The organism is Hymenobacter terrestris (assembly GCF_013377905.1).
Taxonomy (GTDB): Bacteria; Bacteroidota; Bacteroidia; order Cytophagales; family Hymenobacteraceae; genus Hymenobacter; species Hymenobacter terrestris.
This window is the reverse complement of the sequence record NZ_JABKAV010000008.1, coordinates 12239-32616: the sequence shown is the minus strand read 5'-3', so window position 1 is coordinate 32616 and position 20378 is coordinate 12239. Positions and strand designations below refer to the sequence as shown.

At 60.4% G+C, this 20378-nt stretch carries 18 protein-coding genes and 1 tRNA gene; 4 read left to right on the top strand and 15 right to left on the bottom strand.

The genetic code is table 11. From position 1 onward, the window contains the following. Positions 1–208: 208 nt before the first annotated feature. Positions 209–3055, bottom strand: a complete 2847-nt coding sequence (locus HW556_RS04575; protein ID WP_176898404.1) for a S8 family peptidase — start codon at positions 3053–3055, stop codon at positions 209–211. 292 nt (positions 3056–3347) lie between these two features. On the opposite strand from HW556_RS04575, the gene paaN reads away from it, so the two are divergent. Continuing rightward, on the top strand, positions 3348–5024 hold the full coding sequence (gene paaN / locus HW556_RS04570; protein WP_176898402.1) for a phenylacetic acid degradation protein PaaN: 1677 nt from the start codon (positions 3348–3350) through the stop codon (positions 5022–5024). 112 nt (positions 5025–5136) lie between these two features. Here paaN and HW556_RS04565 read toward each other — a convergent pair whose 3' ends face one another. From HW556_RS04565 to HW556_RS04530, 8 genes are all read right to left on the bottom strand, one after another. Continuing rightward, positions 5137–5391, bottom strand: a complete 255-nt coding sequence (locus HW556_RS04565) for a hypothetical protein (protein ID WP_176898400.1) — start codon at positions 5389–5391, stop codon at positions 5137–5139. A 148-nt stretch (positions 5392–5539) separates the two neighbouring features. After that, a complete protein-coding gene (locus HW556_RS04560; RefSeq protein ID WP_176898398.1) occupies positions 5540–6289 on the bottom strand; it encodes a LytR/AlgR family response regulator transcription factor in 750 nt (249 codons plus the stop codon). A gap of 131 nt (positions 6290–6420) precedes the next feature. Then, positions 6421–7488 carry a sensor histidine kinase gene (locus HW556_RS04555; protein WP_176898396.1) on the bottom strand — a complete coding sequence of 356 codons (1068 nt, stop codon included), beginning with the start codon at positions 7486–7488 and terminating at the stop codon, positions 6421–6423. 11 nt (positions 7489–7499) lie between these two features. Beyond that, on the bottom strand, positions 7500–8102 hold the full coding sequence (locus HW556_RS04550) for a DUF7010 family protein (RefSeq protein WP_176898394.1): 603 nt from the start codon (positions 8100–8102) through the stop codon (positions 7500–7502). A 49-nt stretch (positions 8103–8151) separates the two neighbouring features. Next, complete coding sequence (locus HW556_RS04545; protein ID WP_176898392.1) at positions 8152–9093, bottom strand: alpha/beta fold hydrolase; 942 nt, start codon at positions 9091–9093, stop codon at positions 8152–8154. A gap of 135 nt (positions 9094–9228) precedes the next feature. Next, positions 9229–9558, bottom strand: a complete 330-nt coding sequence (locus tag HW556_RS04540; protein ID WP_176898390.1) for a hypothetical protein — start codon at positions 9556–9558, stop codon at positions 9229–9231. 87 nt (positions 9559–9645) lie between these two features. Continuing rightward, positions 9646–10197, bottom strand: a complete 552-nt coding sequence (locus HW556_RS04535; protein ID WP_176898388.1) for a hypothetical protein — start codon at positions 10195–10197, stop codon at positions 9646–9648. A 48-nt stretch (positions 10198–10245) separates the two neighbouring features. Beyond that, positions 10246–10950: a hypothetical protein gene (locus HW556_RS04530; RefSeq protein ID WP_176898386.1), complete on the bottom strand. Its 705-nt coding sequence runs from the start codon at positions 10948–10950 to the stop codon at positions 10246–10248. Positions 10951–11081: 131 nt separating this feature from the next. Here HW556_RS04530 and HW556_RS04525 point away from each other — a divergent pair, with 131 nt between their 5' ends. Together HW556_RS04525 and HW556_RS04520 are read left to right on the top strand one after the other, a co-directional pair. After that, positions 11082–13214 carry a TonB-dependent receptor family protein gene (locus HW556_RS04525; protein ID WP_176898384.1) on the top strand — a complete coding sequence of 711 codons (2133 nt, stop codon included), beginning with the start codon at positions 11082–11084 and terminating at the stop codon, positions 13212–13214. Between the two features lie 251 nt (positions 13215–13465). Next, positions 13466–14158: a carboxypeptidase-like regulatory domain-containing protein gene (locus tag HW556_RS04520; protein WP_176898382.1), complete on the top strand. Its 693-nt coding sequence runs from the start codon at positions 13466–13468 to the stop codon at positions 14156–14158. A gap of 278 nt (positions 14159–14436) precedes the next feature. Here the strand turns inward: HW556_RS04520 and HW556_RS04515 are convergent, their stop codons facing one another. The 3 genes from HW556_RS04515 to HW556_RS04505 all read right to left on the bottom strand — a co-directional run bounded on the left by HW556_RS04515 (position 14437) and on the right by HW556_RS04505 (position 16348). Continuing rightward, positions 14437–15252, bottom strand: a complete 816-nt coding sequence (locus HW556_RS04515) for a universal stress protein (protein ID WP_176898380.1) — start codon at positions 15250–15252, stop codon at positions 14437–14439. A 300-nt stretch (positions 15253–15552) separates the two neighbouring features. Then, positions 15553–15846 (bottom strand): hypothetical protein, encoded by a 294-nt coding sequence (locus HW556_RS04510; RefSeq protein WP_176898378.1) that lies wholly within the window; start codon positions 15844–15846, stop codon positions 15553–15555. A gap of 40 nt (positions 15847–15886) precedes the next feature. Then, positions 15887–16348 (bottom strand): hypothetical protein, encoded by a 462-nt coding sequence (locus HW556_RS04505; RefSeq protein ID WP_176898376.1) that lies wholly within the window; start codon positions 16346–16348, stop codon positions 15887–15889. Positions 16349–16499: 151 nt separating this feature from the next. Between HW556_RS04505 and HW556_RS04500 the strand changes: the two genes are divergently transcribed. Beyond that, positions 16500–16784, top strand: coding sequence for a GNAT family N-acetyltransferase (locus tag HW556_RS04500; protein WP_176898374.1), 285 nt, complete (start codon positions 16500–16502; stop codon positions 16782–16784). A gap of 93 nt (positions 16785–16877) precedes the next feature. On the opposite strand, the gene HW556_RS04495 is transcribed toward HW556_RS04500, so the two are convergent. The 3 genes from HW556_RS04495 to HW556_RS04485 form a co-directional block, all read right to left on the bottom strand. Then, entirely contained in the window at positions 16878–19208 is a 2331-nt protein-coding gene (locus HW556_RS04495) for an endonuclease (protein WP_176898372.1), read from the bottom strand. Positions 19209–19389: 181 nt separating this feature from the next. Beyond that, the gene (locus tag HW556_RS04490; protein WP_246289523.1) at positions 19390–19881 is read right to left on the bottom strand and encodes a fasciclin domain-containing protein; all 492 of its coding nucleotides are present in this window, start codon (positions 19879–19881) and stop codon (positions 19390–19392) included. Positions 19882–20258: 377 nt separating this feature from the next. After that, positions 20259–20330: transfer RNA gene (locus HW556_RS04485), tRNA-Arg, on the bottom strand. Positions 20331–20378: the final 48 nt, after the last annotated feature.

Below are 20378 nucleotides of genomic sequence, written 5' to 3'. Positions count from 1 at the left end.
TTGATAAAATGATATTAATTAGGTGGGTTGGATATTTGTTCTAAATATTTATTAATATATATATTATAAGCAAGCTGCTAACTGATTTGGGGTAGCTTGGCCTGCCAGATAGATTCCGTGCGCGCTGTCATTTCACCCAAGTTGGGCCGAGTGGCTGAAGTCTCGCCATTACAGCGTACCGGCACTCCTACACAGCAATTGTGGTTTGCTACGGACGCTTGAGCACCCGGTAGGTGCCCACTCCGGCCGCCGTTTCTATCCGCAGCAGGTACACGCCGGCCGGGTAGGCCGAAAGGTCGAGAGCAGCGGTGCCCTCCCGAAAACTGTAAACTGCCAGCTGCTGTCCCAGCACCGACAGTACCCGTACTGTGGCCGGGTCGCCAGCGGGTAGTTCCAGGCGCACAGTGCCCGAGGTAGGGTTGGGGTAGAGCCGCACGCCGGCCAGCATACGTGGACTCGAGGTGGTAGGAATCTGCTGGTAACTGGCTGTGGCTGCATCGGCTGCGGCCTGTAGCTCGGCCAGCGAATTTGCCGCAAGCACCGCAAAGGATACCGTTATAGAGTCGGAAGGGGCCAGGTAGGGCAGAGCCGCGCCCACTACCTGGGCCGCATCGACGCCGGCGGGCAAGCCGGTAGTGGGGTTGTCAGTACCGCTGCTCAGCGTCAGCCACTTCTCAGCCCGGCTGAAGCCGTCATTCAGACGCACCGGCCCGGCGGGAATGTTTGAACTGTTATTGAGGCTAAATATGCTGGGCTGGCCGCCGGCCAGGTGTTGCACGCCGGCATAGATGGTCTGGCCGGGCGTATCGTACACATAGCCCAGGTGGCGGGCAGCGTCCCAGCTGGCGACGTTGCGAGCGGGGTTGTCGGGCAGGTCCCAATCCATAAACAGGCCCAGATGCAATGGCCGGAGCGTATCGGTGGTAATGTTGGTGAGCTGGTATTCGAGCAGCACGTAATTCTGGTGTGGAACTGCGGCCCGGGCAGTGGCCCGCTGGCGCAGGGTTACACCTACGGCCTGTGGGTTGGTGGCCGGTAGCTGTACCTCACGTAGCTGGCCTTCGGCCCGTTGGTTGATGGACCCGCTGGCGGCGGGTAGGCGGTATACCTGGGCAACGGCTATAAAATCGGCGTCGTTGCCGCGCTTATCGTTGCGCACGTTGCTGGCTAAGCGCGTAGCCGAAGTAGCCAATAGCAGCCCGCCTTCGGCCAGCAGTGGTGGGCCCTGGCGGTAGCTGATGCCCTCGCCGAGGCTAGGGTTGGTGCCGTCGTAGCCCAGGTTGCCCCGGCTGGTGAGCGTGAAGCGGAGGTTGTTGGCACCGAGCACCACATAGTCTGCGTTCAATAGCAGGGTTTCATACTGGTACTCGGTGTAGCCGCTGGCTTCGTGGTGGAGGCGGTAGCGCAATACGGCCTTGGTATTAAGCGGCACACCTGCGTCCGCCACGGCCAGCCGGAAAGGCGTGGCGGCGTTGTTGGCCTCTGCCAAGCTAGCCAAAGGGCCGGTGCTGAATTCGCCCTGGCGCACTATTAGGTAAGGGGAAAGCGAGGTGAGCGTTACGGTAAGGCCCGGCAGTTCCCGTAGCAAGTTCTGCACCCGCACTGTAAGGCGCAACGTGTCGGCGGGCTGGTAGAACGTGCGGGCAGGAGCGGCCGTGCGGGCCACCACCCGGGCCGAATAAGGCTGCTCCGACACGGCCCGAAACACGTTCAGCCGGCCCGAACCCAGCCGGCCGGCGTAAGGTATATTGCCGGGCAGGTCGTCGATGAAATCGGTGGTGCGCCGAATTTGGGCGGCTACCTGAGCGGCGTTGAGTTGTGGGAACCGGCTGCGTACCAGCGCGGCTGCCCCCGCCACCTGGGGCGAAGCAAACGACGAGCCGCCCGTTTTGACATAGTCGGTATCAGTAAAGCCAAGCGTTGTGATAATGCCTTCGCCGGGGGCCGATAAATCAATCCGGTAGCTGAAAGTGCTAATCAGGCTTCGCTCGTCGGTGATGGTAGTCAAGGCCACCGACACCACGTGCTGGTAGCTGGCGGGGTAGAAATCAAGGTCCTGGGGCGTGTTGCCGGCGGCGGCCACCACTACCACATCGTGGTTGAGGGCAGCGTAGCTGATAACATCCTGCTCGAAGCGCGAGGGCGCCCCCGCGCCCCCCCACGACAGGTTGATGACCTGGCAGCCGTGGTCGGCGGCATATACAATGGCCTCGTAGCCGCCAAATGAGCCTTCAAGGGTGGAAGGATAGATTTTCAGGGGCATGAACCGCGACTTGTAGCCCACGCTGGCAATACCGCGGCCGTTGTTGGTAGCCCCAGCGGCTACGCCGGTTACCATCACGCCGTGGGCCATGTCGGTGGGGTTGCGGGCGCGTTCAGGGTCGTTGTCGTGGTCAGCGAAATCCCAGCCGTAATAGTTGTCGATGTAGCCGTCGCCATCGTTATCAATGCCATCGATGGGGTCGAGGCGGTTGAGCTGATTCTTACCCGCCAGGTCTTCGTGGGTGAAGCGGGTGCCGCCATCCGCAATGCCGATGACGATGCTCGTATCGCCCTGCGTGAGGTTCCAGGCCTGATGGGCGCGGATATTTCGGAGGTAATACTGGCCCCCGGGGCCCACCGAGTCGGCTTGCGGGTCGTTGGGTTGATGCAGGGGCTGGTAGTCGTAGAGTGGCTCGGCGTACTCCACTAGGCCGGTTTTAAGCAGCCGCTGCTGCATCTGCGCCGGCGAGGTACCGGTGGGCAGCGTCAGCTCATAAAGCAGGCCCAAATCCACGGCTCCGGCCTGGGCGCGGGCCGCAGTAGGCATGGCGGCCCGGGGGAATTTGGGCCGGGCCGTGGCGCCAAGGGCCTGGAAAGTAGTTGTGAGGGCCGCCGGTAGCACCGCCGGGCCCGGCCGGCGCGACTGGGTGGCGTCGGTGGGGGCAGCTTTCAGCCGGAAAACCAGCACGCCCGGCCGCACCGTGCGGCTAGATGCTGCCGATTGGGCCACAGCCGCAACAGTACTGACCAGCAGCAGCGCGGCGCAGCAAAACCAACGTAGAGGTAGTAGCATGGTACCAGATGAATAGGGTAGAAGCGCGCGGTGGCCCGGTAGTCAGGCTAACGAAACTACAGCCCCAACGGATTGGTTCGGGCGGGTTCGGGGCCTATTTCGTAAATTTAGCCACCCCGAAGCAGCCGGACCCTACTTTTAGCCGAAGTACTGGCCCCAGCCGGCCAGTGGCGGGGCTTGGCGGTCCAGCGGGGTCCCGCCGCTGGCAGAAAGCCATCTACCGCGGCCTGCGGTTTACGTTATGGCTACCAGCGCGGCGCAGTATTCTACTTTCCCACCCTTATTTTTCTTCATGAACACCACCACCGACACTACCCAGAAGCACCAAGCCACCCTCGACGCGGCCGTGGAGGCTCTGCACGGCCGTACGTTCTTTGCCGCCTTCCCCGAAAACCCCTCGCCCGAAATCTACGGTGCCGATGCCGACAAAGAAGGCCGCGCCAGCTTCAAAGCCCACCGCGACCAGCGCTTTACTGAGCTGCAGCAGGGCGAACCCGCTGGCTGGGCCGGCCAGGAGGAGTCGCCCTACGAGCAGGCTTCGCTGGGCATCGAGTACCCGTACTACAATCCCGAAACGCTGGTAGCCAACGCTCAAGAAGTGTTCGGGCAGTGGCGCAAGCTGAAGACGGCCGACCGCGCCGCGCTGCTCACTGAAACGCTGGAGGGCATGAAGGAGCGGTTCTTCGAAATTGCCTACGCCACCATGCACACCACCGGCCAGGCCTACATGATGTCGTTTCAGGCCAGCGGCCCCCACGCCGCCGACCGCGCCCTGGAGGCCATTGCCGCCGGCTACGAGGAGCAGACCCGCTTCCCGGAGGAAACCCGCTGGGAGAAGCCCATGGGCAAGTACAGTATCACGCTGCATAAAACCTGGCGCGCCGTGCCCAAAGGTGTGGCCCTGGTAATTGGCTGCTCCACGTTCCCGACCTGGAACACGGTGCCCGGCATGTACGCCTCGCTGGTCACTGGCAACCCGGTCATCATCAAGCCTCACCCCAAAGCCGTACTGCCCATCGCCATTGTGGTGGCCGAAGTGCAGAAAGTGCTGGTGGCCCACGGCCTCGACCCGCGCATCTGCCAGTTGGCCGTGGATGCCAACGACCACCTGATTGCCAAGGAGCTGGCCGAAAATCCGGCCGTGAAGCTCATCGACTACACCGGCGGCTCGGCCTTCGGCGAGTACATTGAGGGACTGAAGGGCAAAACGGTATTCACCGAGAAAACCGGGGTCAACTCCATCATCCTCGACTCGTGCGACGACCTCGATAAGGTGGCCCAGAACCTGGCCTTCTCGGTAAGCCTGTATTCGGGTCAGATGTGTACTGCGCCCCAGAACTTCTTCATTCCCGAAAGCGGCGTGAAAGTGGCTGGCGAGCTGGTGCCTTATGAAGACGTGGTGCAGAAGCTGGCCGCCGCCGTAACCAGCCTGGCCCAGAACCCCAAGGCCGGCCCGCACGTGCTGGGCGCCATCCAGAGCGCCGCCACCCAAGAGAGGGTGCGCGACCTGGCCCTCGAAGGCAGCCGCTCGGTACTGGCCCACGGCACCATTGAGAACCCCGTGTTCCAGAACGCCCGGACTTGCTCCACGAGCATTCAGGAGGTCGATGCCAGCCGCGTCGAGCAGTTCAGCCAAGAGTTGTTCGGCCCGATTATGCTCGTCATCAAAACCCGCGACACCCAGGAAAGCATCCGGCTGGCGGCCGACCTGGCCCGCGAGCATGGTGCCATTTCGTGCGGTGCCTACACCACCGATTCGGCCGTTAAGGAGCAAATTATGGACGAGATGAGCTTGGCCGGCACGCCCGTCAGCTTCAACCTGACCGGCGGCATCTACGTGAATCAGAACGCGGGCTTCTCCGACTTCCACGTAACCGGCGGCAATCCGGCCGGCAACGCCTCATTCACCAATCCCGAATTCGTTATTAAGCGCTTCACCTGGGTAGGTTTCCGCGAGCCGATTGCCTAAGCTTTTAGCTGCGGGCTTCCATTCAACAAAACTGAACCCCTTGCACAAAACAAGGCCCCGTACTCATTTGAGTGCGGGGCCTTGTTCGTTTTTCGGCTAACAGCTAACAAAGCTACTGCCGGGGCTTTTTGTACTTGTACTTCTTGGGCGCGTCCACCATCCGGAATTTTTGAGGGTCGTTGGCGTTTAAGTCGACGCCCAGGCCGATAGGGCCGCGGTTTTTGTAGGAGCGCGACTTGTCGTTGGAGCGTTTGACGGAGGTGTTGCTGAAACGGGTCGGACGCTCCATGGCTTTATCTCCGCTGGAACAGGAGGCGGAACCTACCAGCAGCAAGCCCAAGGCGGAGTTTAGTAGTAGAAGTTTCATGATGTGTGGGGCAAATTGACAAATGGTAACCGGTGCATCGACAACAGTTTGTTGCAGTTGCTCAGTTACTTATTTAGTCTTTGTACCTTAACCCGCCTCAAAAGGATACAGTTGTCGCCGAATAATGCCAGAAGTTCTTTTATAAGGATTAAAGGCTCAACAATTCTCGGAACCGCGCCGACTGCTGGCGCGATACCTCCACTTCGGGCCCGCCCCGCAGCCTGATTTTGAGTGTGTTGCTGAACCAGGGTTCGATGCTTTCCACCCATTTTAGGTTGATAATCTGCTGGCGGTTAGCCCGGAAAAACGTGCGCGCATCCAGCCGCTGCTCCAGATGCTGCAACGTGCGCGGAATAAGCGGCCGGTGCGTATCAAAGTAAATTTGGGTGTAGCCGCCGCTGATTTCGAACAGCCGCACCTCGCTCAGGCGCACAAACCAGCACTGCTCGCCGTCGCGCACAAATACCTGGTCGTTTTCGGTGAGCGGGGTAGTAGCTGCCTCGGCCGGGGCTTCGGGGGCCGAAGTAGCGGTCGGCTCGGGCAGCGCGGCGGCGCGGGCCCGCGCCTTGGCCAGGGCTGCAGCCAGCCGCTCAGTTTGCACGGGCTTGAGCAGGTAGTCGAGTGCGTTTACCTCGAATGCCTGCAGCGCGTACTCGTCGTAGGCCGTGGTGAAGATAACCTGGGGCGCAGCCTCCAGCGAGGCCAGCAGCTCGAAGCCGGTTTCGCCGGGCATATGAATGTCGAGCAACAGCAAATCGGGCCGAAAGGTGGCCAGCAGTTCGCGGGCCTCGGCGGCGTGGCGCGCCTCGCCCACCACCGCTATATCGGGGAAAGCGCCCAGCAAATGCCGCAGCTCGGTGCGGGCCAGCCGCGAATCATCGACGATAAGAGTTGTCATATTTTCATTGGTTGACAGTAACCGTCATTCAGAGTGGAACGAAGAATTTCGCTCGCTGACGTTCTGCATTAGCGTTTAGGTTTTTAGGCGAGATTCTTCGCTCCGCTCTGAATGACGTTCTTCTCTGACCACTAACCGACCGGCAGCTGCAGATGGGCCACTACGGTGTTGGGGCAGTGCGGGTCGTTGGCGAGGTGCAGGTGGGCAGCGGGGCCGAAGAGCAGCGCCAGCCGCTCGCGGGCGTTGCGCAGGCCTACGCCCTCGTGGCCGGGGGTGGGGGCGAAGCGGCCGGTGTTGCGCACGCGCAGGTGCAGCGTGTTGGAGTCGTTGAGTTGGGCCGTGAGTTGAATGGTGCCACCTTCGGGGCGGGGCGCGAGGCCGTGCTTGATAGCGTTTTCGATTAGCAGCTGCACCGTCATGGGCGGGATGAGGACTGCTAGTGCGGCCGGGTCTACGTCGAGCGAGTAGCTCAGGCGTTCTTCGAGCTGAATGGCTTCGAGCTGCAGATAGTGCTCCACGATTTCCAGCTCGCGGGCCAGTGGAACCTGCTCGGTGCTGTTGAGCTGGATGGAGTAGCGCAGCAAGTCGGAGAGGTGCGTAATCATGGCGCGGGCACGGGCCGGGTCCTCCATCACCAGGGCCCGGATGTTGTTGAGGCCGTTGAACATGAAGTGGGGGTTTATCTGGGCCTTGAGGGTCCGCATTTCCGCCTCGCGCACGGCCGCCGTCAGCCGCCACTTGTCTACCTCGGCCTGCCGCGAGCGGCTCAGATAGTGCCAACCGAAATAAAATCCTTCCCAGAGCCAAAGCAGGATATTGACATTGAGCGCGTAGCCAATAAACTGTCCCCAGCCATAGGGCTGCCCGTTAGGAGCCGGGCGTACTACCCAATAAATCAGGGCCCAGATGATAACTTGGCTCAGTACCGACAGCAGCAGATTGCCCACCAGCAGCCGCCTCAGCAGCGGCAGCGGGGCTAGCTGCGTCCAGTTCTGGGCCCTGATGTGGTAGCGCAGCGCATGGGTCAGGCCCAGCAGTGTCAGCGTAATAGTCAGGCTGATCAGGAGTATATCGGCCGAAAACCGGCTCAATATGGAGAAGACCACCACATTGAACAGCGCGTAAAGCGTCCAGCCCACCGCCTGGCAGTACCAGTAGGCGCGGGTGGGGGCCGGCACGGCGGCGTAGGCAGACAGCACAGATCGGAGCATCAGGCGAGGGCCGGAACGGCGTTGGGACCGGCCGTGGCCGCGTATACCTGCCGGTGGCGGCGGTACGAAATGAAGAGCAGGCCAGCCAGCAGCAGCAGCGCGCCCGTCAGAAACAGCGGAATCAGGTACAGCTCGGCCGGGTTCTTTATCCAGAGACCCAGTGCGGTGCAGCCCACCGCAATTACCCCGGCCATAAAAGCATAGGCTTTGGTGTCGTAGAACCAGGCGTAGGGAAAGAAATGGGCCCCGGTGATGACGCCGTACACCATGATAAAGTGCTGCGGATAGCGGCTGAACACGAACAGCAGAATGGGTAAGTAAAACAGCTGCGCGAAGTTCAGCCACAGCCCCAGCGGCTGCAGCGGGTTGTGCGGCAGCACCCAAGTGGTGCCTAACACCTTCGACAGCAGTCCGGCCAGCGGCAGCACCAGCGCCCCCACAAAAAACGTGATGAAACCCAGCCGGGCCGGCGCGTAAGGCAGTGTCCAGACGAAGGCAATACCGGCCCAGACGATACAGGCGGCCCCGATGAAGTCGAGCCCGTTTTTCGCCCGGACCGAAAGCTCCAGCTTCAAGGCCGAAAAGTCCTGTGCAGTAACCATCAGCAGCGTTTTATAGGGAGGAGTGGAAAGTGCCAGGGCAAGATACCAACTACCGCCGGGCCGTGGCCGACTGTTTCAGGAAGGCGTCGGTCTGCTGAAGAAACCAGGCCGTATCGTCCCACATCAAAAAGTGGCGGCCGGCCTCCGACATCTCCACCCGGTGCTGGGGTAAGGCGGCGTACTGGCGCTCGAAAATGGCCTTGGTGCTTTCCTTCGTCGAGCCGTAGTCTTTGTAGGCGGCCCAGGCTCCGAGCACCAGCACTGGCTGCTTGATGCGGCCCAGCTCGGCGCGTAAATCGGTGGTGTAGAGGTCGTACATAGCCTGGCCCACGGTAGCAGGGTCGGAGGCCGTACTCCAGCGGGTGGCCTGGCTGATGCGGGCAGTATCAGTCATCATCGTGGCCGACATCTGGCGGGCCATGGCGACGGGCATTTTGCCGGTCATCTGCTGGCGCATGCTGGTGGCCATCGGCCGGGCCATGGCCACGGTCATGTCGGGGTTCTGCATGGCGGCCAGAAACGGCAGCGAATCCACAATCACCAACGGCCCCAGGGCCTCGGGTCGGGTAGTACTCAGCCACAGGGCCATAAAACCACCCAGGCTGTGGCCCACCACCACGGGCTTGTTCAGCTTTTGCGCCTGGATGTAAGTCAGCAGCTGGTCGCGCACGTTGCGCAGCAGCGAATCGGTGCTGGCCGGGGCCGCCGCGCCCCCGAAACCGGCCAGGCTGACGATGTGGCACTGGTACTGCTTCTGATAGCGGGCCACCGTTTCGTCCCAGACCGCGCCGGGGCAGGTCAGGCCCGGAATCAGTAGCATAGGAGCGCCCATGCCCACCACCCGCACCGAAAAGTTAGGATGCGCAGCCGGGTTATCGGCTACAGTGGTAGTAGTGGGGCTGGAAGCCGGAGCGGCGGCGGCAGGTAGGAAGGTGGCGGCCAGCAATAGGGCGGCGGCAGCGAAGGGGCGGAGGAAGATGGTCAGTTTCATAAGGCGAAGGGGTAGGAGGTTGGAGTAGATGATTCAAACCTACCGCACTCCCGGTGCCTATGAAACTACTTTTCCGCGAACGGTAATCCGGCCGGCCGAACGGCCAGCCGGGCCGCCCGAATGGCAACGGCGCTTCTACAGCAACTCGCGCAAATCCTGCCGCAGGTTCTCCACGCCGCGCCGGATTTCCTCCCACACGCCCGTTTCGGAACCAGCCGGAGCCGCCGCCGCATCGGTGGGCGAGGCAGCCGTAGCCTGATCGAGCTTTTCGAGCAGGCGGGCGCGCTTGGCCTCCAGGGCCTCGGCGTGCTGCTGATAGGTGGCAGTAGAGCCGGCCACGGTGGCGTGAGCACGCCGGTGCAGGGTCTGGATTTTTGTGTCGAGCTCATCGAGGGCCCGCTGCAGGTCGGCGGCGCTCAGATGGGCCGGCACGCGGATATGATCGGGGTCGGGAACGGTAGCCATGGCCAGGGAAAAAGGAGGTGAAAGCGGACCGCGCCCAGAAGGGCCGGCCATTACTAAAGAAACGACGTTTTTTCGCCGGAGTTACTTTCATCCATCACCCCACACCAGCGGCACCCCCAGTTCGCGGGCCAGCGGAGCGGCGGCCGACGTGTAAAGTAGCGTCAGCAGTTCGTTTACGGCCGGCGCGTACTCGATGCGGTAGTCCTCGTGGAGCTTGCCGATAGATTTGAGCACCTCGTGAGTGCGGCGTACTAAGTGCTGGAGCAGCGGCTGAGTAGGGCCGTGCAGGCGGGACGTGGCTTCAGGCTGCTCGCGCAACACGTTGGTCAGCAGCCGCAGCGTCAGCTCAATTTCACCGTGCGTATCGCCCGTTATTTTGGCGTGGTAGGCCAGCCGCTGCTGGAGCTGCCGCACGATATGCAGCAAGTCGTTAGGCGTCTGGTGGAAGCCACGCACCGGGTCACCTACCTGCCGTTGCAGTGCCTCGCGGCGGTTTTCCAGCGCCTCCTCGCCCTCCAGCAGCCGAAACGCCAACTGTTCCAGCAGCACCGCATCTTTGGCCACCAGCTTCGTGAGCAACTGGTCTTTTTCTTTGGTCGGCAGAGCTAGCAGCGCTTTGCGCAGGTCGGGGGAAAGCATGTTGGTTTGAGCTGTTAGCTTTTTGTTCTCGATAGTACGTCGGCAAACTCAACGAACCCACCAGCCCCGGCTGAGCCGGTAGGCGGACACGGCACCGAGTAGCAGCAACAGCAGCGTGGAGTTGCGCCAGTCGGGGGAGAGGAGTGAAGCGAACCAACCGAACTCCCAGAAGGCCGTGACGAAATCGTCGAACTGCACCCAAAATGGTTTGTGAAGCACAGGAGGTAGATAACCGCCAGATACCCCACAAACCCAATCGGGTATTCCCTTGTAATTCGGGTCGGGCTTGCTAGTGAAAGTGTATAGAGTCGTCGGCTCATGTCGAATGTCAACCCAGTACCTTTTCATGTCATACACATTGCACCAGTCCAATAACTGAATCAGACTGGAATAGCTAGCTTCCTGACCAATTCGTACTTGTAGGCCCCGGTTGTGATTGGGGTCGGCTTCCAAGTGACGAAAAAAGGCTTGGGCGTTACGCAAGGAAAAGTAGTCTTCAAACAGGTTGCCTGTTACCGCCAATGTTTGCCAAGGACGGAAGGCTGCAATTTCCTGTAAGGAAGCATCGACGGGATAGCCCCAAAGATTTTTATGAAGTGGCGGAAAACCAACTTCCATTACATGTTGCGGTACCACCCCCCGCACCTGCGGCAGAGCCACGCAGCCCAGCCACAGCAGCCACGCCAGCGCCAGCAGGCCCGGGGGCAGCAGCAGGCGGCGGCGGTGGCGGCGGGGCAGGGTGAGAGGAAGCATAAAACGCGCGGATAAAATGCGGGAATAACGAGCGGAAGATAAACAGTCGGCACTATAGATTTCGCCTGAACTCAACCCGGTAGCTGGTTTTACGGTTAGCAGGGGCAATCGTCGTTTATTCCTCCGCACTCATGTTCTATCGCTTCGCCGCGCCGCTGTGGCTGCTGCCCGCTACTGCTTTCGCCCAAACCGCTACCCTGCCCGATACTGCCCGCGCCGTGACGCTGCCCGAAGCTACGGTGGCCGGCTACGGTCAGCGGCTGCCACTACGCCGCACCGCCGCCGCCGTGGGGGTGCTCGACCGCACCGACTTTGAGCGGTTTCCCGACAACGCCCTGACCCAGGCCGTGAACACGCTGCCGGGCGTGCGGCTGGAGGAGAGGGCTACCGCCAGCTACCGCCTCAGCGTGCGCGGCAGCACGCTCCGCTCGCCCTCCGGGGTGCGCAATACCAAGGTGTACTACCAAGGGCTGCCCTTTACGGAGGCTAGCGGCAGCACCCCCCTCAACCTACTCGATCCTGGTTTGGTAGGCGGGCTGGAAGTAATCAAGGGCCCGGCCGCCAGCGTGTATGGGGCCGGCACCGGCGGAGCTATCCTCCTGACCGGGCGTCGGCCCGCCACGTCCGGTACCCATGTTTCAGCGGGCTTCACGGCGGGCAGCTACGGGCTGCGGCGCACCACGGCGGCCGTCGAAACGGCTACGGCCACCGGCTACCTGCGGGCCGCCTATGCCCGCCAGACCCTCGACGGCTACCGCCAGCAAAGCGCCCTGCGCCGCGACGTACTCAGCCTGGACGGCGAGTGGCAGCCCACCGACCGCCAGACCCTGAGCCTACACGCGCTCTACACCGACATCGACTACCAGCTACCCGGCGGCCTCACGCGGGCCCAGTTCGAGGCCGACCCGCGCCAGGCCCGGCCCAGTACAGCCACCGCGCCCGGCACCGTGGCCCAGCGTGCCTCCTACGCCTCGCAAACTGGTCTGCTGGGAGCCAACCATGAGGTGCGGTTTACCGAGCGACTGCAATTGCGCTCGACGCTGTACCTAAGCGGCAGCCGCATCAATACGCCTTTTCTGATTGATTTCGAGCGCAACACGCTACTGGGCGGAGGCGCACGTACGGTGCTCAGCTACCGCACTGCCCTGGCTGGCCGCACCCTGCGCCTGCAGGCTGGCACCGAGGCTCAAACGGGTTTCAAGAGCGCCCGTAACTACCAGAACCGCGCTGGCCAGCCCGGCCCGCTGCGCTACGACGACGAAATCCGTACGCTCACTGGTTTCGTGTTTGCCCAGGCAGATTACGAGCTGCCCGCCGAGCTGCTGCTGACGGTAGGAGCCAGCTACAACCGCCTGCGCTACCGCATCAGCCGCCTTTCCGAGGCCGCTACCAACCCCACCGGCTACGCGCTAAGCCGCGACTTCCGGCCGCAGGTGTCACCGCGTGTGGCGCTGCTGCGCGAGTTTGGGCCCGGCCTGTCGGTGTACGGCAGCGTAAGTACTGGCTTCTCGCCGCCCACCGAAGAGGAAATCCGGCCTTCCGACGGCTCCATTAACCGGGACTTGCAGGCTGAGCGGGCCACCAGCTTCGAGCTGGGCGCACGGGGCCAGCTCTGGAACCAGCGGCTGCGCTACGATGTGGCCCTTTACGACCAGCGTCAGCGCCAGACCATCACCACCCGCACCACCGACCTGGGCACCCAACTGTTCCTGAATGCCGGCACCACCCGCCAGCGCGGGGCCGAGGCGGCGGTTAGTGGCTGGCTGTGGCAATTCGGACCTTCAGGCTCCAGGTCGCAAGCTGCAAACCTTTCGGGAAGTGCGGATGATAAGGAAGCTGCGCTGCCGACCGGCCTGCGGGCCTTTGTGAGTTATGCCTACAACCACTACCGTTTCGGCAGCTACCAGCGCGGCGACCAGGATTTCAGCGGCAACCGCCTAACGGGTACCGCGCCCCACACGCTCACGGCTGGCCTCGATTTCAGCCAGCGCCACGGCTTCTACCTCAGTCCTACCGCCAATCATCAGGCCCGGCTGCCGCTCAACGATGCCAACACCGCCTACGCCGCCGGCTACTGGACTTTTGGGGCGCGGGGAGGCTGGCGCGGTAGCCTTGGCCCGGTGCGCCTCGATGTATTCGGGGGCGGTGAGAACCTAAGCAACCGCCGCTACTCACTGGGCAACGACCTGAATGGCTTCGGCAACCGCTACTTTCAGCCCGCCGCCGCCCGCAACTGGTACGCAGGACTAGCAGTGAAGTGGTAAATTAGATGACTGATTCAGAGAGGAACAAAGGTTGAGAAGTCTATTCTCTTAGCTGTAGAAAGCCCTTTTCGAACGGTTCAGGACATAGTTTCGAGCAGTTTTGGTAAGTGAATAGGTATAATGTAAAGTCAGTTTCGCTGCTGTTGTCGTTTTGCATTATCTTATGTGGATGCTATTCTTGTCTTACTAGATAACTCGGTTAACGTAGCGCGTTATTTCTATCTGCTTCTCTCTAACATTCCGGAAACGCTATGAAAGCGACTTACTTGACATTAGCAGCGCTTACCTTACTAGTTACTGGTTGCGCCCGAAAGGACGAGATTGAGGACTGCCTGGGCTCCTGCACCACGGTAACGGGACGTTTGGTTACCTCGGATGGGCAACAAGCTCTGCCGAATACTACTGTAGAAGCAGAGTGGCATTATGGTGCTCCCTTTCCCCAAGGAAAAACCAAAGCTCGTACTACCTCCGATGCCAATGGTAATTATAGACTGACCTTTTTCGTCAAGGACGAAGAGCTGGCGGAGGGCTTCTTCGTGATAAATTACCTGGCCAATAAACAGGATTTCTATGTAATTGGTGAACCCAGCCAGGCTATTCACAAAATCAAAAGGGATACTACTTATAGGCTTTCTGACTATTTAATTCCTCGCAAGGCGTTTGTTCGGCTCTCCATTACCAACCCGGCGGCCGTTTCCACCAATTACTTTGCATCTAGCTTCAACAACAGCTACGGTACTTCCATTGCGTTCAACCCGCAGTCTCTAGGTGGCGGTTCCTTAATATCCTGGGCTGGGCTGCCGCTCGAAAACCCTCTGCCAATAGCTGGCGACCTGCCCATAATAGTGAGGAGTTTTAAAGACAAAAACGGCATCACCGAACGCACTATCGACTCGTTGTTCATCCCCGCTGGTACCACTGCTAACTACACCGTAACCTACTAATCAGCAGTGTAGGCTTGTGCTGCTCCGCTATAACTACACTTGTACCGTTTTGTCGGGGCGGCCTCGTAGATGGCGTGTACGAGGCGGATTTCGCGCAGGCCCTCTTCGCCGGGGGTGGGGCGTTTTGTTTTCGAGTACGCACTCGGTCATGTGGTCGAGCTCGGTGGCAAACTGGTTTCCTTCCTTGAGCCGGGTCTTACGGTGGCTGTCTTTGTCGCCAATAACCATGACGTTTTCACAGTAGCAAGAACCTCCTGAACAGCTGATACCTCAAAGAATCAAGAAGTCGGAAGTAATAGTACGGGCAGGGAGCTGTGCAATACTGCCTGCGCCGTTACGCTTTGGTTGAACAATTGCCCCCAGAAACTACGCCGGCGTGCCGGTAGCACCAACCAGTCGGCCTGCACGTCGGCGGCGGCCCGCAGAATGGCTTCGGGCACTTCGGAGTCAACCACAGGGTGCGTTTCAATCGGTAGTTCGAGGCCTGCCAGCAGCCGGCTTCCGGCCAAAATGTCGTGTGCGGCTACAGATTCGGCTTCTGCTGTGGAGGCCACATGGCAAAGCGTGAGGCGGGGCTGCAACTCGCGTAATAGCTCCTGTACTCCGGTTAGGGGCGTGGCGAAACTAAACGGCTCCCCATCTATAGCCAGCAGCAAGTGCTGGGGCAGAACCGGGTCGTTGGCTGGCCGAGGTATCACCAGTAACGGGGTATGGGTAGAGCGTAGCAGATTAAGGGCCGTGGTGCTCACCAGCTGGTCGGGCGTTTGCTGGGTGTCGGGCTTGCCCAGCACTACCAGGGCTGGCGCATACTTCTGTACGGCTGCCGCCAAGGCCTCTGGCAGACGGTCATTCACCGATTCGGTGACGACGGGCACCGACAGACCGGCCGTGCGCTTGGCGAAGGCATCGGCAATCTGTTTCTCGCTTAGGTGGTGGATACTGCCAGTGAAAGCTTCCGGATCGAGCAGACTCTCGCGGCGCACATATAGCAGCAGTAACGGTGCTTTCAGGAGAGCGGCCAGAGCGGCTGCATGGCGCAGGGCCAGGTCTGAGTCCGGGCTGAAATCGGTCAGAACAAGTAGCGGAGCAGTCATAGTGCTAAGGGGAAAGGGAATGAAAAAAGCCACCTGCCATAAGCGGGTGGTAGAACTGCACTGAGCCAGTCACCAACAGCCCCGCCTCTATATACCTAAAATTCAGTGTAGCTATACGCTATACCGCTACAGGCAGGTTTGCTATGCTTCTGCTAGAAGGTAGCAAATAAATTCAACTCAACGAGCATGAAACCCTTGTGTTGCAGATAGATCCAGCAGCACATGCAGGTGGCTCAACTCACCAAAAAGGCCCCTTCGCCACGCAGGCAAAGGGGCCGGAACAAGCACCGCTTTGCAGGCTTAGCGGTTATTGTCGTTTATGGGGTTGTTGAAGCCATTAATGCGAAGCTCATCCATGGTCGATTCGATGTCAGGATCGGGGCCGGTGGTGGCGCCGCTGGGCGTGCCCGACATGGCGTCTTCAAGCTGGCTGCTCGTATCGAGTGTGCCTTCCTCATCGCGCTTGTAGCTGTAGAGCTCCTCGCGGTGCTTGAGCTGCTCCTCGGTCAGGCTGGGGTTTTTCGCGTCGAGGGCAGCGGCGGGGTCCTGGTTTTGCTGCTTATCAGTAGATTCGTTCTTTTTTTCAGTGCTCATCAGAAGGTCGGTCAGAAGTGAAGAAAAGGGCGCGGCGTGCCTAGTCGTTGTTGGGCATTTCGTTTTCCTTGCCCGAGCCGGGAATACCACGGCCGTTGTCGGCGCGCAGGGCGCTGAACTCGTCGGGGTTATCGTTGGTGCCCACATTGGTGTTGCTTTCCTCTTTGGCATCAGAGGCCGGGGCATTGGTGCGGTTGGCGGGCTCGGCAGTGGGCCAGTTGCGGGTGCCGCCACCATAGCGCGGGTCGTCTTTGGCCCATCCCTCGCGCTGCTCGTCATACTCAGCATCTTCCGCCTTGCGCACGGCCGAAGAGTCGAGATTCTGCGGGGCACTGCCGCGCTGCTCGGCAAAGGCCACCGAAGGGGCCGACTCGCCGCCATTGGTTACGCTTTCGCCATCGGGGGTATCGGGGTGACCGAATTCGCCGTATTTAGGCGTATCATGATCAGCTTTTGCAGGGTCGCGGGAAGGGTCGGTGGGATTGAGTGGAGTGGTCGACATAAGAAGCGAAAAGTAGTAAGGGAGAATAAGCAACAATTGGGCGCGCAGATGGCCGCCGTTGCTGTTCATACGTAAACTTTCAGGAAATGGCGGTGTCCGGTTGTGCTTGCGCCCGTACCGCCCCTTATTCTTTCCTCCTTTCGTTCGCTCTATGTCTCTTCCAATTAAGCACACCCCCGAAAATCAAGAGTTTACCGTATCTCAGGATGGCTACTCGGCCGAACTGTCCTACAGCCTCCCCACCGAAGGCGTTATAGATTTCACGCACACTTTCGTTGAAGAAGGCCTGCGCGGCCAGGGTATCGGCGACGAGCTGGCCAAGGCCGGCCTGGCCTACGCCCGCGAAAAAAAACTGAAAGTGCGCACCACCTGCTCCTTCATGGCCAGCTACGTTGCCCAGCATCCCGACTACCAGGATTTGGTGGAGGCATGTTAAAAACGGGCCTCTTCAGCACATCCGGCCAGCAAAAAGCCCCTGATATCGGTACCGATGTCAGGGGCTTTTTGCTGGCCGGATGTGCAGGCACTTTTACCGGCGTACTTCCACGCGGCTGGTGTAGGTTACGCCGTTGGCCGTTACGCGCAGCAGGTAAAGTCCCTCGGCCAGCGGTTGCACATCGAGCGTGGCCACCTCAGCAGCCGATAGCAGTTGGCTGTGGCTGAGCACCTGCTGGCCCAGCATGTTGTAGACGCTGATAGCCGCCGCCTGCCGGCCTTTCAACTGCGGCAGGCGTACCTGTAGGCGGCCGGCGGCCGGGTTCGGAAATACATCCATTCCCTCGCCCAAACGGGCTGCGTTGGTGGTGCTTGTAATGGTCACGCAGTTACTGGTGTGGCGCCCGATGTTATCGTACACGTCGGTGCCCACGAACGTCCATTCGGCCCGGGCATCGGCCCAGCGCTTCTGGCCCCGGTTTACGGTAGCGTTGCGCACAAGTGTGGCGTTGGTGGTGGAACCACCGCTGGGTAGCTGCCAGCCACCGGAAGGCTGCTGCCCGATAACGCCGATAACGTCGAGCGTGTCGGTGCCGTCCATCAGCAACAGTGCATCATCGCCATTGAAGAATCCCAGATTCGACTCCAGATCGGTCTGGGCTTTTACGATGGGCGAGACTACGCCGGTGTTGGCAATCACGTACACGTCGCCGGGCGCGATGGTGCCGGTGAGCGTAACCGTGGCCGTGGCGTTTGTAGAGCCATTGGCAAACAGGCGCACCGTAATGCCCTCCATGTCGATGAGCGCATTCGAAGGGTTGTAGATTTCAACGGCTTTGCTGTTGCTGGCATTTCCCTCGATGTACTCCGAGAAGAACAAGGTACTGCAAGGAGCAGTGGGCGGAGCTACGTCATCGTTGAGGATGGTGAGCTCGTGGGTGCGGATGGCCCCAAGCACCGCGCCGCCCGTGGTGGGCGTACCCAGGGCCAGCAGTACCGTTTCGTTGGATTCTGCCAGCAGGTCGCCCACTACGGTGAGGCTTACGGTCTGGGTCTGGTTTACCTGGCCGGCCGCGAAGGTGAGGCTGGTCGTCGTCAGGGTGTAGTCGGCGGGCGTAGTAGCGGTGGTGCCGGCAGCCTGCACCGTTACCGGAATCGTAACGGCGGCCGTGGGTGCCGCGCCGGTCAGGGTAACGCTCACGGTATAGGTGCTGAGGCCAGTGTTGCCTTCGGGTGTGCTGGCCTTGGCGGTAGCAAACGCTATGGTTGGAGCCGCGCCGTCGTCGTTGGTGATAGTTAACTCATGCTGGGCCGGGCCGCCCACGGCCGCGCCGGCAGAGGGGTTGCTTAGGGCTAGAACGACGGTTTCATCGGCCTCAGGCGTCAGGTCGCCGTTGATGGTCACTGTCACCGGCTGGGTGGTCTGGCCAGCGGTAAAGGTTAGCGTCTGGGGCGAAGTTAACACGAAATCCTGGCCACTGGTGGCCGTGGAGGTCGTAGCAACTAGGCTCAGCTGCACCGTAAGCGGAGCAGTAGGAGCGGGGGTGATAGTAACGCTGGTGGTGTAGGTGCTGGTGCCGCTGCTGCCCTCGGCAATGCTGCCGGTAGCGGTAGCAAACGCGAAAGTTGGCAGTACCTGGAAGCCCCAGGCGCGCGCTACCAAGTCGGGGTAGGCAATGTAGGGGTTGAAGTTGCCCTGGCTTTTGGCGGCGCGGCGGTTACGCTCCCGCTCGCGGGCATCCACTGGGTCGGCCTGGTGCCATTGGTAAAGCGTATTCAGATCGGCCGCGGCCGTAATTACGTCTTTCCCCGGGTCGAACGGCTGGCCCTGGTGCATGGTATAGAAGTAGAAGATAGCCCGGGCCAGGTTGCCTTTGTGGTCTTCGCGGGGCTCAAACTGCGAGTTGGTGTCCTCGCTGAACTCGTCGATGTTGGTAGTCGGAACTGTCGTCTGGCTGCTGGCGCCGCGCATCCAAAGCTGCGTCTGGCTATCCGGAATTTCCGCAAACGGGTCAGAGCCACGGTTCGAATTCCAGGTGATGAACGTCGGGAATAGGTGGTGAATGTCGGTGCGCATGCGTACACGTTCATCGAACCACGACTGCGGCACCGTGTGCTCGGTATTGATGCGGCTAACCACGCTGGGGCTGGTAGCGGTTGAGTCGAGCCGGACGGTTTCGGTGTAGCCCGAGTACACGCACACGAGCTGCCCGTTCTGGTTGTCTACGTAGTTGTACATTTTGCCGCGGGCGGTGCTATAGTCCAGCTCCACACGCTTGCCATCATACCAGTTCTGGCGCAGCCAATCCTTTAGGCTCTGGCCTTGCAGGCTGGTCGGTGGGGCCGCGGGCAGGGTCTGGGCCGAGGCCGTTCCCAGGCCCACGCACAGCACGGCGGTCAACATCCGGGCGAAAAAGTGTTTCATCAAGCAGTACAAAGGGTGGAACGCTAAACTTTCTGTAAAGATCGGCAAAGATTCGCCGCCCGCAAACGGCCAGTTACTGATGCTTTTAGAAAGCAGTATCGTGCTTTTCGGATGAACCAAAAAAAGTGCCCGACCCTCTGCAGGGTCGGGCACTTTTGCATCTTTCAGGGCTTCCGAAACCTTACTTGGTCGGCATCAGCACGGTATCGATGACGTGGGTAACGCCGTTTTTCGATACGGCATTGGCTACCGTTACCGTGGCCATACCACCCTTGGCATCATGCAGCATCACCGAGTTGCCGCTGCGGTGCACCGTCAGGGTTTCGCCTTCTACCGTGGTCAGCGTCTGGCCATCCTTCAGGTCGGCGGCCAGCAGGCGACCGGGCACTACATGGTAGGTAAGAATGGTCGTGAGCTTGGCCTTGTTTTCGGGCATCACCAGCGTATTTACAGTGCCGGCCGGCAGCTTTTCGAAAGCGGCGTTGGTAGGAGCAAATACGGTAAACGGCCCGTTGCTCTTCAACGTGTTTACCAAATCAGCGGCCTTCACGGCCGCTACCAGCGTGGTATGGTCGGAAGAGTTAACGGCGTTATCCACGATGTCCTTGTCAGGCGTCATCATAGCTCCACCCACCATCACTCCGGCCGAGTTAGTCATGCTCATATTGGCCATATCGGCGCCCTCGCGGGGTTTAGTGGTGGCCTTCATTTTGGCTCCATTGGCCGATTTGCCCTTAACCTTGGTCTTGCCGTCGTCGGCTACTTTGGTTTTGGTCATCATCCCGTCTTCGGTCGTGACCTTGGTTTTCTCGTCGTCCGATTTCTTGGTCATCTTACCCTGGGCCAAGGCCGAGCCGGCGCTGAGGGTAAAGGAGAGGGCCAGTGCGGAAAGCATGTATTTGTTCATGGGTAGGTAATTTAGTAGAGGATGAAGTTAGGCGTACTGTTGAGGTAAACGCCCGCCTTGTACGGCGCATCTTGCGTAAAGGATGTGCTACACTTCGGATGAGTACAAAAAAAGCCCTCTGCGTTCAGGCAGAGGGCTTTATGTGGTCGCGCTAGGAATCGAACCTAGATCTAGAGCTTCGGAGGCTCCCATACTATCCGTTGTACTACGCAACCCGGTTTGGGAGCCGCAAAACTATAGAGAAAAAGCGCGTTTGCCAAACC